Origin of the sequence: Delftia sp. DS1230 (assembly GCF_040112715.1) — a bacterium.
Taxonomy (GTDB): Bacteria; Pseudomonadota; Gammaproteobacteria; order Burkholderiales; family Burkholderiaceae_C; genus Comamonas; species Comamonas tsuruhatensis.
The window spans coordinates 3,745,225-3,760,309 of the sequence record NZ_CP157763.1; the positions used below are offsets into that span (position 1 = coordinate 3,745,225).

At 62.4% G+C, this 15,085-nt stretch carries 15 protein-coding genes and 1 pseudogene; 9 read left to right on the forward strand and 7 right to left on the reverse strand.

Annotation, left to right across the window (positions count from 1 at the left end; all coding sequences use genetic code 11):
- Nucleotides 1–2,064 carry a TonB-dependent receptor gene (locus AAN986_RS16845; RefSeq protein WP_047217288.1) on the reverse strand — a complete coding sequence of 688 codons (2,064 nt, stop codon included), beginning with the start codon at nt 2,062–2,064 and terminating at the stop codon, nt 1–3.
- A gap of 89 nt (nt 2,065–2,153) precedes the next feature.
- Nucleotides 2,154–2,612: a nickel-responsive transcriptional regulator NikR gene (gene nikR, locus AAN986_RS16850; protein WP_047217287.1), complete on the reverse strand. Its 459-nt coding sequence runs from the start codon at nt 2,610–2,612 to the stop codon at nt 2,154–2,156.
- 281 nt (nt 2,613–2,893) lie between these two features.
- On the opposite strand from nikR, the gene AAN986_RS16855 reads away from it, so the two are divergent.
- Nucleotides 2,894–3,253: a hypothetical protein gene (locus AAN986_RS16855; protein ID WP_016448140.1), complete on the forward strand. Its 360-nt coding sequence runs from the start codon at nt 2,894–2,896 to the stop codon at nt 3,251–3,253.
- A 28-nt stretch (nt 3,254–3,281) separates the two neighbouring features.
- Here the strand turns inward: AAN986_RS16855 and AAN986_RS16860 are convergent, their stop codons facing one another.
- Both AAN986_RS16860 and AAN986_RS16865 read right to left on the reverse strand, forming a co-directional pair.
- Nucleotides 3,282–3,917, reverse strand: coding sequence for a nitroreductase family protein (locus AAN986_RS16860; RefSeq protein ID WP_047217286.1), 636 nt, complete (start codon nt 3,915–3,917; stop codon nt 3,282–3,284).
- Nucleotides 3,918–3,962: 45 nt separating this feature from the next.
- Nucleotides 3,963–4,862: an EamA family transporter gene (locus AAN986_RS16865; protein ID WP_206424514.1), complete on the reverse strand. Its 900-nt coding sequence runs from the start codon at nt 4,860–4,862 to the stop codon at nt 3,963–3,965.
- Nucleotides 4,863–4,923: 61 nt separating this feature from the next.
- Here AAN986_RS16865 and AAN986_RS16870 point away from each other — a divergent pair, with 61 nt between their 5' ends.
- The 4 genes from AAN986_RS16870 to AAN986_RS16885 all read left to right on the forward strand — a co-directional run bounded on the left by AAN986_RS16870 (nt 4,924) and on the right by AAN986_RS16885 (nt 9,576).
- Nucleotides 4,924–5,466 (forward strand): MarR family transcriptional regulator, encoded by a 543-nt coding sequence (locus AAN986_RS16870; RefSeq protein ID WP_012204944.1) that lies wholly within the window; start codon nt 4,924–4,926, stop codon nt 5,464–5,466.
- A gap of 691 nt (nt 5,467–6,157) precedes the next feature.
- The gene (locus AAN986_RS16875; protein ID WP_047217285.1) at nt 6,158–6,649 is read left to right on the forward strand and encodes a LuxR C-terminal-related transcriptional regulator; all 492 of its coding nucleotides are present in this window, start codon (nt 6,158–6,160) and stop codon (nt 6,647–6,649) included.
- A gap of 523 nt (nt 6,650–7,172) precedes the next feature.
- Nucleotides 7,173–8,486: a hypothetical protein gene (locus tag AAN986_RS16880; RefSeq protein ID WP_047217284.1), complete on the forward strand. Its 1,314-nt coding sequence runs from the start codon at nt 7,173–7,175 to the stop codon at nt 8,484–8,486.
- Nucleotides 8,487–8,565: 79 nt separating this feature from the next.
- Complete coding sequence (locus AAN986_RS16885; RefSeq protein WP_047217283.1) at nt 8,566–9,576, forward strand: hypothetical protein; 1,011 nt, start codon at nt 8,566–8,568, stop codon at nt 9,574–9,576.
- Between the two features lie 131 nt (nt 9,577–9,707).
- On the opposite strand, the gene gstA is transcribed toward AAN986_RS16885, so the two are convergent.
- Nucleotides 9,708–10,340, reverse strand: coding sequence for a glutathione transferase GstA (gstA, locus tag AAN986_RS16890; RefSeq protein ID WP_047217282.1), 633 nt, complete (start codon nt 10,338–10,340; stop codon nt 9,708–9,710).
- A gap of 150 nt (nt 10,341–10,490) precedes the next feature.
- Between gstA and AAN986_RS16895 the strand changes: the two genes are divergently transcribed.
- A complete protein-coding gene (locus tag AAN986_RS16895; protein WP_013802924.1) occupies nt 10,491–10,814 on the forward strand; it encodes a helix-turn-helix domain-containing protein in 324 nt (107 codons plus the stop codon).
- Nucleotides 10,815–10,906: 92 nt separating this feature from the next.
- On the forward strand, nt 10,907–11,887 hold the full coding sequence (locus tag AAN986_RS16900) for a GyrI-like domain-containing protein (RefSeq protein ID WP_349335407.1): 981 nt from the start codon (nt 10,907–10,909) through the stop codon (nt 11,885–11,887).
- A 198-nt stretch (nt 11,888–12,085) separates the two neighbouring features.
- Here AAN986_RS16900 and AAN986_RS16905 read toward each other — a convergent pair whose 3' ends face one another.
- Both AAN986_RS16905 and AAN986_RS16910 read right to left on the reverse strand, forming a co-directional pair.
- A complete protein-coding gene (locus AAN986_RS16905) occupies nt 12,086–12,712 on the reverse strand; it encodes a hypothetical protein (protein WP_047217280.1) in 627 nt (208 codons plus the stop codon).
- Nucleotides 12,713–12,733: 21 nt separating this feature from the next.
- Nucleotides 12,734–13,285: a hypothetical protein gene (locus AAN986_RS16910; protein ID WP_156179759.1), complete on the reverse strand. Its 552-nt coding sequence runs from the start codon at nt 13,283–13,285 to the stop codon at nt 12,734–12,736.
- A gap of 178 nt (nt 13,286–13,463) precedes the next feature.
- On the opposite strand from AAN986_RS16910, the pseudogene AAN986_RS16915 reads away from it, so the two are divergent.
- Both AAN986_RS16915 and AAN986_RS16920 read left to right on the forward strand, forming a co-directional pair.
- Nucleotides 13,464–13,556, forward strand: a pseudogene (locus AAN986_RS16915) (integrase); the annotation flags it as partial.
- A 562-nt stretch (nt 13,557–14,118) separates the two neighbouring features.
- Nucleotides 14,119–15,057 (forward strand): Bro-N domain-containing protein, encoded by a 939-nt coding sequence (locus AAN986_RS16920; protein ID WP_047217279.1) that lies wholly within the window; start codon nt 14,119–14,121, stop codon nt 15,055–15,057.
- Nucleotides 15,058–15,085 lie beyond the last annotated feature (28 nt).

Below are 15,085 nucleotides of genomic sequence, written 5' to 3' on the forward strand. Positions count from 1 at the left end.
TCAAAACTGCGTCTGCACGCCGACCTTGAGCGTGCGCGGCGCGCCGGGCGCGAACAGCGACACGCCGCGGATGACCGAGGCCGACGTGGCATAGGCCTTGTCCCCCAGGTTGGAGACCACGGCGTAGATGCGGCTGCGCGCCGAAGGCAGGCGCCAGCTCAGGCCCAGGTCCCAGGTGGCGTAGCCGCCATAGAAGACGCTGTTGTCGGCGGTGACGGCATAGCGGCCTACGCGGCGCCAGGTGAGCGTGCCCTCCCACTGCGCCAGCGGGCGCCAGGCCAGGCCCACGGTGGCGGTCTGCCGGGGCACGCCGGCCACCTGGTTGCCGACCAGGGCCGGGTTGCCGTTCTCGGTCACGCGCGAATGGGCGCTGCCCCAGGCCACTTGCAGGTCCAGGTTCTTGCGCACGGCCCACAGCGCGCTGGCCTCCACGCCCGTGCGGCGCGTTGCGCCGAAGTTCTCATAGACGCCGGGCGCCACGCTGCGGATCTCGCCCGAGGACTGCAGGCGATAGGCGGCCACATCCAGCACCAGGCCCGGCATGGGCTTGATCTGCGCGCCCACTTCAGTCTGGCGGAAGATGTTGGGATCGAGCTGCGCGGCGCCCAGCGCGTACTTGGCGAAATCGCTGGCCAGCGCAAATCCTTCGGACCAGCTGGCGCGCAGCAGCACACCCGGCGCCACCTGCGAGCGCAGGCCCAGCTTGGGGCTGGCATGCGAGGTGCGCGCCAGCGGGCCGCAGGGGTCGCTGCCCGCCTCAGGGCCGTTGGGACGGCAGCCGCCCGTGAAGCGATCCCAGCGCAGGCCGGCGGACAGCTGCAGCAGGCGGTGAACGGGCGCATCCACCTCGGCAAAAGCCGAGAGGGTGTTGAGCCTGGAATTGCGGTCATCCAGGGCAGCGCCCGTGCGCTCGCGCCACTGCAGGCCGTCGTAGAACTGGTAGTCGGTGGACTCACGCACGGCCTCCAGACCCGCCACCCAGTTGATCGGGGTCAGCGCCGTGGCATGGCGGCCATTGAGGCTGGTGCCTGCGCCGTAGACGGCGCGGTCATAGCTTTCCTCGCGCTGGCGCCACTGCAGTGCGTCGATGGGCCGGCTGAACCAGCGCGTGAAGCTTTGCTGCGTGGTGTAGGCATAGCCCAGCCAGGTCAGCCGTGGCGAGAGCGCGTACTGCACATCGGCGCGCAGCGTGGCGAAGTTCTTGCGCGTGCCATCGTTCATGGCGCGCGGATCGATGCCACGCGGATCGCGTGCGAACTGCCCCGCCGTCAGGTACGAAGGCGAGTCGCCCTCGCCGTGGTGCAGCCGTGCCGACAGCGCCACTTCCAGCTGCGACGAGAGCCGCTTGCTCCAGCGCAGGGATGCCGTGCTGCGCTGCATTTGCGACTGCGCGCGGAAACCGTCCGTGCGGTAGTGCTGGGCCGCCAGGCTCAGGAACTCGCCATCGCCCGGCTTCAGCCCCAGCGCCGCCTGAGCGTCCAGCGTGCCGTGCGAGGCCAGGCTCACGTCGGCCTCGCGGTAGGGGGTGTAGTCGCCCTGCTTGCGCGTCTCTATCGCCATCAGCCCTGCGCGGTTGAAGTTGCCGTACAGCGCCGACACCGGCCCCTTGTAGATGCTGATGCGCTCCATCTCCAGCGGCACGATGACGCCCAGGTCCACATAGCCGTCGGCATGCGACATGGCCTCGTTCAGGGGAATGCCGTCCAGCACCACGCCCACGTCGCCGCCGTGCCCGCCCCCGCCGAAGCCGCGCATGACGATGGCGTCACCCACGCCGGACAGCTGGTAGTTCTGCACATTCATGCCCGGCACCTGGCGCAGCAGCTCCTGCGGATGGCTGACATGGGCGTTGGCGATGTCCTCGGCCTCGATCACGCTGGTGGTGTAGGCGGCCGAGGCGCCGCGCGCGGTCTGGCCCTTGACCTCGACAGGCTGCAGGCTGGCCGTGGCGTCGCCCGCCTGCTGTGCACCGACATGGGGAATGCAACCCAGACCCAGCAGGCCAGCTGCTGCAATCTGGTGCACGGCAAGGCGCCGGGAAGGGGAATTCAGGGGATGTGTCATGCGTTTCCAGGAGTTGTATGAAGAAAAAAGCAAACTTCATACCGACCTGCATGACAGGGGCTGCGCAAGGCGCCCGGCCCCGGACTGGCTCAATCGTCGTGCGAATGCGGATGGTGGTGCGCGTGATCGTGCCCGCCAGGCTCTGCCCTGCGCACCATCACCACGTTGAGCTGGCCGTGGTGCACGCCGCGCTCGGCCGTGATGGTGTCGGCAAAGCGCCGCACGGCGCTGGCCGGGCCGCGCAGCATGACGGTTTCAATGCATTGCTCGTGGTCCAGGTGCACGTGCGTGGTGGCCATGTGCAGCTCATGGCGGTCGTGCTGCAGGCTGGCCAGGCGCTCGGACAGATCGCGCTCGTGGTGGTTGTAGACATAGGACAGGTTGGCCACGCACAGGCCGTCGGCGTCCTCGCGCTCGCGCACCTGGGCCAGGTGGGCACGCAGCACGTCGCGTATGGCTTCGGAGCGGTTGTCGTAGCCGCGCGCGGCGATCCAGCCGTCGAAATCACGGGCCAGGTCGTCGTCGATGGAGATGGTGAAGCGTTCCATGGGCAGCACAAGTGAAGGGAAACAGGAAGATGGCGGCAACAGCGGGGCAGGCGCAAAAGACAGGCATCACGCCGGATCTGCCGGCCATTGTCCGGCCATCCAGGCCCTTGCCCCACATGCCTCACATGCCCCCCATGCAACAGCCGCGCCAATCACTGTCGGTACGGACTGGCAATAGCGACAAACCACCACGGTCATGCTTTGTTCACATTCGCGCCATATCCGGTTACGCTGATCGAGGATGCGCGGTGCGCACCGTCGATCGCTGAAAGGGGCGCGGCATGCAGTATTCATTCGATCAGCTTCTGGACATGCTGCTGTCCCTGCTGGAGGCTGCGCCCGCCTGTTCTTCTCGCGACCAGGCCTTCGAACAGCTGCGCACGCTGTGGCTGCAGACCCACACCTATTTCGCGGCGCCCGAGTCCGAGCTGCGCCGCATCGCCGGCCGCCGGCTGGTCGAACCCCATGGCTGGAAGGACCTGGACAAGGACCCCTGCTACCTGGACCACGATCCCGGCAACGGCAGCGCCCTGCGCATCTACCTGCACCGCGATGGTGGCATGGTGATACAGCGCCTGCAGGGCGACGGCCGGCAGATCCTGTTCTCGCGCCTGGGCATGCAGCTGCAGCCTGCCAGCTGAGCCCGCGCCCCGCCAACCCATCCCACGCTCAGGCGTAGGCCAGGATGTCGGCCAGCGGCCTGCGCGCCTTCTGCGGGCGCAGCGTGCCGGCCGCGTGGCCCACGGCCACCAGCATCACGGGCAGTTCGTGGGCCTGCAGGCCAAAGCCCGCTGCCAGCAGTTCCGCATCGAATCCCACCATGGGGCAGCTGGCCAGCCCCAGGCCCTGGGCGGACAGCATCAGCGTCATGGCCGCCAGCGAGGCCGAGCGCACGGCCTCGTCGCGCTGCAGCTGCAGGTTGTCCGCATGCGCGGCATGGGCCTGCGCCACCCAGCCATCGGCCGTGCGCTGGCTCATCACGCCGCTGTCCACGCTGGGCTGCAAGAACTCCGCCAGCCGCGCATGGGCGGCCAGCGTGCCGCAGACGATGAAGACGGCAGAGGCTTCCTCCACCTTCTGCTGCCCATAGGCGGCGGCTTTCAGGCGCGCCTTGGCCTCGGGTGTGCGCACGGCAATGAAGCGCCAGTTCTGCAGGTTGTAGGCCGACGGGGACAGCGAGGCCTGGGCCACCAGCGCGGCCAGGGTTTCGTCGGCCAGCGGGCGGCCGGGCTCGAAACGGTCTGCGGAAACGCGCGAGGCGATGGCCTGGGCGACGGGCATGGAAGCAAGATCGGAAGAAGTCATGTGAAACGCTCGATTGAAAAAAGGAGAAGGCCCGGTGCAAGCGGCTCAGGCGCCGCGCGAAGCCGACCACTGCACCACCAGCACGCTGGCCAGCACCACCAGCAGGCCCAGGAAGGACATGCCCGTCATGGACTGCGACAGCAGCGCCCAGCCCAGGACCACGGCCGTGAGCGGGCTCAACAGGCCCAATGACGACACGGCCACCGAAGGCAGGCGCCCGATGCCGCGAAACCACAGCACATAGGCCAGCAGCGCGCCGGCCAGGCACAGGTAGGCATAGGCGCCCAGCTGGGTGAGAGACAGCGCGGGCAGCGGCGCATCCACCCACCAGGCCAGCGGCAGCAGCATCAGCCCGCCAAACAGCAGTTGCCAGCCCGTCAGCGCCAGCACCGGCAAGTCCACGCGCCAGCGCCGCGTCAGCCACGTGCCGGCCGCCATGCACACCGCACCCGCCAATGCCGCCGCCATGCCCACGGGCTCGAACACCGTCTGCGGCGACAGCAGCAGCACTGCCATGCCCGCAATGCCCGCAACGGCGGCCCACAGCGTCAGCCGCGCGGGGGAGCGCCCGTCCACCCCCCAGGCCAGGGCCATCACCAGCAGCGGCTGCACGGCGCCCAGCACGGCCGCCAGCCCGCCCGGCAGCCGGTAGGCCGCCACGAACAACAGCGCCTGGAACACGCCGATGTTCAGCGCGCCCAGCACCAGCAGCCGCCACCAGCCCGAGCCCACGGGCAGCCGCCGCGTGAACAGCACCAGCAGCAGCCCGGCCGGCAGCACGCGGATCAGCGCAGCCGTGAACGGACGGTCTGGCGGTAGCAGTTCGGAAGTGACGATGTAGGTGGAGCCCCAGATGGCGGGCGCCAGCGCGGTCAGCAGGATGTCGCGCCAGGACAGGGCGGGGCTGACAGAGGACGCGGAAGAAGAGGATGGCGAGGAGGACATGGCATTTATCTTCAATTCAAGACAAATCCATTATGCACGACTTATCTTAAAATCAAGACAAATGCCGAAACCCACCCTCCCCCGCCTGCCCGACCGGGTAGACACCATCCTCGAACAATGGGCGCGCGAACGCCCCGACCTGGACGCCAGCCCCATGGGCCCCATAGGCCGCATCAAGCGCTGCGCCGCCCTGCTGGAGCAGCGGCTGGAAGAGTGCTTTGCCCGCTTCGGCATGACCATGTGGGAATTCGACGTGCTGGCCACGCTGCGCCGCTCGGGCGCGCCCTTCTGCCTCACGCCCACGGCCCTGTTTTCCACGCTCATGGTCACCTCGGGCACCATGACCCACCGCATGAAAAGCCTGGAGACGCGTGGCCTGGTGCAGCGCCTGCCCAACCCGCAGGACGCGCGCAGCATGCTGGTGCAGCTCACCGACCAGGGGCTGGAGCTGATAGACCGCGCCGTGGAAGCGCACCTGGACAACGAGCGCGCCATGCTGGCGCCCATGCCCGTTGCCGAACTGGCCGCGCTGGACCAGCGGCTGTCCCAGCTGCTGCGCGTGCTGGAGGGCGGGCCTGACGAGGGCACTCGCCCTGCCCCCTGAACTGGCGTATATCCAGGTCATTGGGACTGGCGACGGTCGTGGTGCTCACGCCCTTCGTCATGACCCGGGAACGCTTTTGGCAAAAGAGGTGCTTCCCTTGAAGCACGTCGCAGGCACCCAGCCGCTTCTCGATACGCCATGGCAGGAATTGCTTACGCGCATGTCTCAAGACCTGCGCAACAGCCCGCATCCTGGACTCGGATGGGCAATGCCAGAAAATCCTGATCACGCAAGCGCGACCCACAGAAGACCATTGGCTTTCCCACAATCTGCTGCAAAAACCTTGGTGTCGAATTTTTGTAGCCAGATGTAATGATTTCACCAAAGATTTCCACTAAGATGTCCATTCCAACGGTGAAATGGCGATAACAGATTCTCAAACGACTTTGATACTCCCTCAACGCACCACACCATCTTGATAATGGTTTACTAATCTCCCGCCTTGGATACAAAAGGCTGCCACAGGCTGAATGCGCGCGATTTTCAATCGTCCAATGTTCAGGCTTTTTCCGGCTGATCCTTTACCGCACAATTTTCACACGAATGGCATGACGTCAGTTTACTCAGGCGGTAAACAGGCGGTTTAGCGAGTTATTCAATCTTTCAAACGGCACTGTGCAAAGCAGTCTCGCCGAGGCTTCGGCGTGGAATAGCCCTATGGCATCGGCGCATAACAAATGGGAGACATACCATGGATAGATCGGAAATAGTTTTAGCAAATAGCGAATGCCATCTCGATGCTGCGCATCCAATAGCAGATGAAGTCATCGCGTCTGCGCTCACTGCGCGCGAAATCGATGTACTCGAAGCGATGGCCAAAGGCCTCGGCTGCAAGGACATTGCGCACACGCTGGGCATCAGCGAACACACGGTACGCAAGCACCGCAGCAATATGTGCACGCGGCTGGGCCTGCGCAATGCCGTAGAACTCGTCACGCATGCCAGGCGGCAAGGCTGGTTGAGCGCTGCCCGCTCACCGCTCCCTCTGTCTCCCCGCGAGCAGGAGGTGATGGTGCACGTGCTGGCGGGCCAGACCAGCAAGGAGATCGCACGTTCGCTTTACCTCAGCGACTTGACCGTGCGCAAACATCGCGAAAACATTCTGCGCAAACTGGGCCTGACAAGCACCGCCCAGTTGCAGACATTCGCGCCAACGGCAACTCGCAATGGCGGCGACACCTGATATCCAGGCCAGCGTGTATCGCCTGTCCGTACCCACGGAATACGACATTGGAAGTATTCCACCCTCCTGGTGCAATTGGGCATGATGAGTCCAACGAATCGCGGACATTGACTTTCGCGACTTTGGATCAACCGGAGGGTGAGCAATCTCCTTATGACGGCTTCAGCAGACACCATTGCATTTCAGGTTTGCGCGGCTGAGATGGAATATCCGCGCGAGCCTTGAACGACTGCTGAAGCTCATATCTCTTCGCCTTTTAGTCTTTACGCCTTTTAGTTTCTTCGTCTCTACGGTCCGCATCCGTCGAGGCATCTTCCCGGCACCCACGTGTCGGATCCTTGCACGCGACTCAAAGGAGTATCCCGCCATGAACCATTCTTCGCGGTCACCCCCTGCGATTTCTCCCAAGCACTCCATGCCTTAGGCCCAATACCGGGCAATCATTCTCATTGGCAAAGAAAAGCGTTCATGACTTCAAACCTCATGTCGCTCCCTATCCATTCAATTTCAGGAATTGCAAGCCATGTCAGATCAAGCCATGTTCAGCCAGTTGTACAACGCCCTTGTCGATAATCTCGGCACCCCGAATTTCCAGTTGCTTGGCACCCCCAAGGACTTCAGCTGGGGCACGGCTCCGACCGGGCAATGGGACCCGGCGGCCTATCAGGTCGTGAGCGGCATGCCGCAGTGGTCTCCGATCGGTCAGTACGGCAGCCTCGATGCAACGCTCTTCGACGCCGTCCGTCAGATCTTCGGTCACGTGACATTCAAGGTCAGCCCCGAGCAGCAGGCCAATCAGACGGAGCTGGCCAACCTGTGCGTCCAGAAAAGCAATGCGATGGCCAAGGCCAACAGCGACATGAACCAGTTCTACCTGAGTTCAAAGCAGAACGGCGGCTTGATATTCGCGGCCCGCTACCCTGACATCAGCACGTGGATCAACAACGCGCCGGAGGCTGCTGCCTACATTACGACCATCCAGGCGGCCACCAACGCCTACAACCAGGCGGTCAAGATGAAGATGGAGCTGGAGCGGGCCAGCATGCCCAGCGATCTGCAGCGCGCCATCGACATGATGCAGATTCCGTCGGGCGACCCTGCCTCAAACAACGCACCGGCAGGCTGGACCAAGGTGCCAGATGGCGCGGGCATCCTGCGCTGGCAGCCGGACTTCCACATCGACACGACGGGCGCGGACTGGCGCGCAGCGCTCAGCAATGGCAGCGCAGGCGCGTTCTCGATCGCGATGAAATCTTCGCAATCGAGCAGCGACTTCAAGTCCTCGTTTGCCAAGGGCTCGACCAGCGTTGGCAACTTCTTCTGGAGCGTCAACGCATCGGGCGGCTGGAGCAAGTCCGACCTGTTCAACCAGGACTCGAGCTCGGCAGTGAAGATCAGCTGCGAGTCCTCCACGCGCGTGAAGGTGAATCCGGGCGACTGGTACCCGGGCGGCTTCATGAGCGAACTGGCCAAGGCCCAGCAGGGGCCGAACGGCCAGGGCTACACCATCGTCGCCCCGTGGGTGGCAAACGGCGGCCCGGGATCGAGCTCCCTGTTCGGCCCGAACGGCATCGTCGCGGCACGGGTGTCCGAGCTGCTGGTCGTCTACAAGCCTTCGTTCGAGATCACGATGAGCGCCAACACCTATCAGCAGAACAAGCAGGCCTTCGAGGGCAGCGCGGGTGTGCGCATCGGGCCCTTCACCTTCGGTGGCACGGGCGGTCACCAGTCCGAGTACACCAAGAGCACCGCACAGGCCAACACCTTCAAGGGAAGCAGCACCTCGGTGAACCCGCAAATCATCGGCGTGATCGTCGACTTCCCGGGCATCCACTGACCTGAAGACCAGCGGGTGGGCGGGACGCCGCAGCGGGTCCCGCCCACCCGCCCACCCCCGTCAACCGGAGACAGCGTTCATGAACGTGATCCATCAGTTCCTCGGCGGCCTGGCTGATCTGGTGCCTCCGCCCCCAAGGGCCCCAAGCGTATCGAGCGGGCCGAAAACCGGCATGGTGTTCAAGCGCTCGGCATCCATTTCGGCGCCGCTGGTGCGGGGGCAGATGCTGATGCCAGTGACCGCGTGGAACTGGCCGGATCCAGTGACTGGCACCATGGCCGACGCGCAGTTCCTCTTTGCAGATACGGTGCCCCAGTCCGCTGCCAATGGCGCGCTGTACCAAGCGTCGGGGCGCAGCTTTTCGCAGGGATACAAGACCTTTCTGCAGGTACTCGAAGCCTGCAAATTTCCTTATCAGTCGATGCTTGCAGGCGCCATGCAGAAGATGGCGGCACCTCCAGGCGACCCTGCCTACTCGCCCACTCCGGTGGGATGGACCAAGGTGTACGAGACCGGCTACCTCCAGTGGAAACCGATCTGGACACTGCCCAAGAGTTCGTCGGAGTGGAGCGCAGCAGTGGCTGTCGGCACGATCGCAAACCCCGGCACCTTGCGCTTGAATCTCAACGACACATCCGGCGCAGGGCCGCAGGCTCCGGCTTCCCTGCAGGCCCTGGACGCTTCCGGCCGCGTCCTTGCGCTACCCGCCGCTTCGCTGGAGACGGTGACGATCACCTCTGAATGCTGGGACCAAGTGCCGATCTACCCCGGCAGCTGGTACGACGCCTCGATGGTGGCGCTGGGTCGCGGCCTGGTGCCGGATGCAGGCGTATTCTTCGGGCCTGGCGGACTGATGGCGTGCCGTGTGTCAACTTTCTACGTCGCGTTGAAACCCCGCTTCGACTTCACTGCCGCAGCGCCGATCCCCGCCTCGCTGCGCCAGACGCTGGATGAGGCGGACACCGTGCAGGCCATGGGTGTGACAGTTCAGCGCGCACGCGGAGACGGACAGCCAAACCAGGCCTTGCGCCTCGTGAACACCGATCCTGCCCCCGTCATCGTGGCCGTGAGCCTTGAAACCTTGGCGTGATCCGTCACGTCCACATCACGTCACTTCACGTCAGACGATTTGCATTGGGCACCCTCAAGGCCGCAAGGCGCGGGCTACTTGCCATGACGCAGCAAAGTGCGTGGTGGCCGCATGCGTGGCGGCCCCCGGCCCTACCGCAGCCCTTCCGCCTGCAGCGACCGGCGCACGGCAGGCCGCTCCCGCATCCGCGCATACCAGCCGGCAAGATGCTCCAGGCCATCGAAGCGAATGCTCGTCTTGTAGACCGACTCCAGCCACGGCGCCTGCCCCCACTGCGTAAGCGCGAACAGATAGGCATCGGCCACGGTGAAGCCATCGCCCATCAGGTAGCGCTTGCCGGCCAGTTGCGCGTTCACCCAGGCATACCGCTGCTCCAGCTTGGGCTTGGCCGTCTCCACGCCGTACTTTCCCGCCGCCACTGCATACAGCAGCGGGATGAAGCCCTTGTGGATCTCCGAATTCAGGAAGGCCAGCCACTCCAGCAGCCGATAGCGCTCCAGGCTGCCATGGGCTGGCGCCAGAAGCGATGCAGGCCGCAGGTCCGCTAGGTACTGCAGGACGGCAGGCCCTTCCCGCAGCAGGCTGCCGTCGTCCAACTCCAGCAAGGGGACATAGCCGAACGGGCTGAGCGCACGGAAGTCCCTGCCGTCTTCCGTCTGGTGGGTCTTGTGGTCCACCCTGACCAGCTTGTAATCAAGCTCCAGCTCGTTCAGGACAATGTGCGGCGCCAGCGAACAGGCGCCCGGCAAGTAATACAGCTTCATGGAATTTCTCTGGTGATGGAACAAGGGGCCTGCGCATTCAGGCGCAGCCCCTGGCCAATGTCATGCACCAGGGAACAATCTGGAAGAAGGCAATAAAACTGCCCATAGGTTAAAAAAATATACCTACCGCCTGCCTATGATGAATGTGCTATGAAATCCAACATCTCCGGCTGCTCCGTGGAAGAAGCCATGCGCCTGCTGGGCGGCCGTTGGAGGCTGCTCATCGCCTCCTACCTCATCGACGGCCCCCGGCGCTTCAACGACCTGCGCCGCGACATGCCCGGCATTTCCCAACGCTCCCTCACCCTGGACCTTCGCGCGCTGGAGGAAGCGGGCCTGGTCAAGCGCACCGTCTACCCCACGGCGCCGATCAAGGTGGAGTACGAATTGACCCAGGATGGGGAGCGGCTCAAGCCGGTAGTGGGGGTGATGAAGGAGTTTGGGTTGTGGGTGAAAGGCAAGGCGCCGGCCTGACGAAAACTGCGCCGGCTGGTCGTCTCCATCCGCCCCCCTGCTGACAGGCAAGCCCCATCGCCGCATGCACGGTGATTTGAAGAACAACGACCATGACGAACAAGCCTTCCGAGCAGGCATCCCGCGCCGAGTACGCGCGACGGATCAATCGCGTGCTCAACTACATCGATGCCCACCTGGATCAGCCTTTGGATGGTGCGCATCTGGCCGACATCGCCAATTTCTCGCGCTTCCACTTTCACCGAATTTTTGCCGCATGGATGGGAGAAACGCTGGGCAGCTATGCGCAGCGCCGACGGCTCGAGAAGGCGGCGTTCCGGCTGTCCTGCGGCAGCAAGGAAACCGTGCTTGAAACCGCCTTGGCCACCGGCTTCCAATCGGGCGAAGCATTTGCGCGCGCCTTCAAACTCAAGTTTGGCTGCACGCCATCGGCCTGGCGCTCCACCACGCTTGAGCGGCTGAAAACCCAGGCGGCCGCCATCGGGCAGCCGCCAGTCAGCCAGCAGAGCAATCCTGATCAGGTCTTCGGCAATCTCCATCAGGAAGACCTGCGCGCGTTCGGCGAACCTCAGGGCTCTTGTCACCTGAAGGAAGAAATCGCCATGGACGTACGCATCATTGATCTACCCAAAGCACATGTCGCCTATCAACGCTTGATCGGCCCCTATGGGCCAGCCATAGGCCAATTCTGGCGAGGCACCATTGCGCCGTGGATGCACTCCAATGGCCTCAGCGATCAAACGTGCTACGGCATAGGTTATGACGACCCCTCTCTCACGCCCGCCAACAAATGCCGCTATGACGCCTGCGTGGAAGTCCCCGCGCATTTCGTCGCCAGCGGCCAGGTGGACATTCAATCCCTGCCGGGCGGCCGTTACGCCGTGGCAAGGTTCAAAGGAAAACCCGAAGGTCTGGCCAATGCCTGGATGTGGCTGACGCGCGAATGGATGCCGTCCAGCGGAATGCAATGCGACGACCGGCCTTGCTTTGAGATGTTTTCTGCGGCCACCGCAATGGATGCCGACACAGGCGAGTTCTGCTGCGACATCTGCATTCCGGTGCGCGCGCTGTAAAGCGACTTAAGCCGGTTGAGGTTTGACGAATGTGTTGGGTTGGCCGGGTGAATCCACTACCCGCTGCAGGCGTTGGACCTTAGCCGTCAGGTGTCGGCTTTGCAGCGGTTGCGGTCATCCAGACTTGGCCGTCGAACGCGTACTATCGGCCAGAAGCGGCCGATGGTGGGATCAAGAAGCAGACATTCAACGCCTGAATTAGACCTCACCCGCACTGCTCAACTCTTGTAGCGTGTGAAGGTACTGATTAGCGATCAAGTCGAATCCGAACTCAAGGTCTAGAACAGGAAAATTCGGCGATGAACCCCCAAGTGCTGAGGTGACAACGTTGTTCAGGTTCTTTCCATGCGTATCAAAACTTGTTATCCGGTAGATCGGGTACAAGTAGTCCAGCTTGTTGCCATGCATATTCTGAAGGCGACCAAGCATGGTTCTCACATCAGGAGCCCGCGGAAGTTGCCGCCATGCAGGATCAGGCTGTGCAAGTGACGAGTTGATCGGCAGTTGCTCGTTGTGAAGCTTTAGGTACTCGCTCTTGAATGAGTCAACAAACTCATTGTAGCGGGCCTGCCTCTGTGTAGGGTTGTCAAATATGTAGGTGATCCAGAAAAAACTCTCTATCAAAGATCTTGCCAAAATGTGCGTGATATAACGCTGGTCAACGCTGCTGTTATCAAGCATCCCGTTGGCTTTGAGTGTGCCCGCAATAGACCGAAACCGCAGGGCCTCTTGGCCAAGCAATCCTATCGGTCCGGCCGATCCAGAAATAGCGTCAAAGCGAGCAATCTCGCTGTTTAGAAGTTCAAAGTGATCAATTTTGTTCATGTGAGGTCTAATGCCCTGAGTTCAGCCGATGCCGAAGGCGGTCGGCTGCGATGAATGATTAGTTGCAATCATATCTATTTCATCTAGGTAGGATTGCCACCAATCATGTGCTTCCCAAGCTATGTCTTTCTCATATTTTCCAGAGTAGTGCCCGGTAGATATCCATGAGCGAAGTGGGGCTCCAGGATTGATCTGACCACCACGTGAATTCGCACAATCGATTCTCACAACTGTTGCTCCTCGATTATCGTCATAAGGGCCGGCGACAGTTAGATTTCTGTCGATTCCGTATTCATAGCTCTTTAGAATTCTATTTCTCTCGGATTCGATAAATTCCCAAAATATCGATGGCTCTGGCTTGCTCTTTTGTAGCTCTGCCCACTTCACTCGGATTGCATATGCCATTGAAGGGCTAATTTGGGAGTCAACTTTATCTAATACATGACCAACTGATCGTAGTAATCCAATTATTCCAAACCAGCTGATCCGGAACCACTCGGATTGGAGTGTATTTGAGTGCTTGGAAATAGCAAATTTTGCATCCTGCAAAACTATGCGCGCAGCTCGGGTCATATGGCTAATTCAATTTATCCCGCAGAACCTGCGAAATAAGTTGGGCAAGGCGGGATATTCTGGGCACGGCCTCCTCCTGAAAGTGGCTTGCAGCCTGGGTTGGCGATCGATACATTGTACAAAAACACAAGCATAAAAATTCCATGAAACTCGGCACACCAGTTTTCGCTCCACACGACTGTTGGACCAAGTCCGTGAGCGAATTCGTTACAAACACTATAGCCTGTGCACCGAGCAGGCCTACGTGCAGTGGGTGCGCGTATTTGTGAAATAGTACGGTGTGCGAGCCTGGTTGAATGACGGCTTTGGAGCTTCTAGCTGGATGGCGGCTCTGGGTCGAGAGCCGTCGTCTGGTTGTCTCCGCTGAACGTCGGCTCCCAGCCTGAAGCCGTCGTTCAATCGCCTGCGGTGGCCTACTGCTGACGCACAGGCCTTGAACGACTGAACTGCCAAGAAACCAAAACAGTGAGGTTTCCCTCGCAATTCACTGCAAAGCCCCTCATTCAACAAGTCCCTGCACCCTCCATCCAGCACCCCCTACGTAACAGCTTTGGGTAGCTCCTGCACCCCCACACCTGCTACGATCCCCCCCGGTGCTCAACACACCTCATAGGCGGAAGTCACTCCCGTAAGTCCAGTGGCTTTTTTTCGTCCATACGTTTCGTCTTGCCCCGAGCTCCGGGGCAAGGCTTGCTTATGGCCGGGTGGCGCGCAGCTATACAAGACCCTTCGGGGGAAATCTGCGGGCGGCCCTATGACCGTGTTGAAGCACCCGGCCGCCTCTCTCAACAGGAGGCGAAGTTGGTAGTCCAACGAATCATAGGAGGCCAGTCATGGCTACGCAGACCCCGTCCGTCCGTGGAATCCCTGCAGACGACATCACCCCCCAAACCTTCCACTTCGGTAACACCCCGATTCGCACATTCCCCAGGAATGGCGTGACCTGGCTTTTTGCCAAGGATGCGTGCACCGCCCTGGGCATCTCCCGACACAAGCTGGCCACGGGCAAGCTCACCGACGACCAGCGTTGCACCGTCCGCCTTGCCAGCGAACCCGGCCGCAAGCCCAGGCGCGAAGCCGTGACGGCCATCAGCGTGGAGGGTCTGCATGCACTGATACAGGCCAGCCCCTCACCTGAGGCCAAGCGCTTCAGGCGCTGGGTGAAGCACAAGGTCCTGGCCAGCATGGATGCATCGGCCAAAGACCGCAAACCCAAGTACAAGACCAAGCATCCGCCCCAGAGCCTGATCCCGGGGCCTGCGCCCAAGGTCTTGCGCCGCATCCGCACCTGCGATGACCTGTCTTTCACACGGCGCAATGAGAAGGGGGAGCGCATTCAGTGGTTTGTGCCGCAGCGCGTGAACAGCGGGCATGAGCACTACGGGATTGGAGAGATCTGGTTCAGCGAGGTGGTGGAGCTGGCCCGCCACAACCCCAGGCATGCCTATGACGCCATGCGGTTTGCGGGGCCGGAGATGGCGCGCTACTGGAACCATGGGCACCCTGACGGGTTCTTTGACCGCATGGCACGTTGGGCGCTGGGGGCCATTCTTGCCAATGCGCAGGAGCCCGTGCTGCCGTTCGAGCTGCCCTGCCTGGGCTTTGCGCCGCTGGAGGGCATGGAGGCCATGCTGGCGACTGCGGCTGCGCCCCGGCCGTTGCCGGACCATGTGCAGGAGACCATCGACAGGCAGGCCTGGCAGGAGGCGGCCGAGTGCCAGCGGCATTACTACGAGCGCCGCCGCCGTGACCTGATGGCGCGGCACGACTGAAGCGCGCGTCAAATGCCACTCCTTTGCC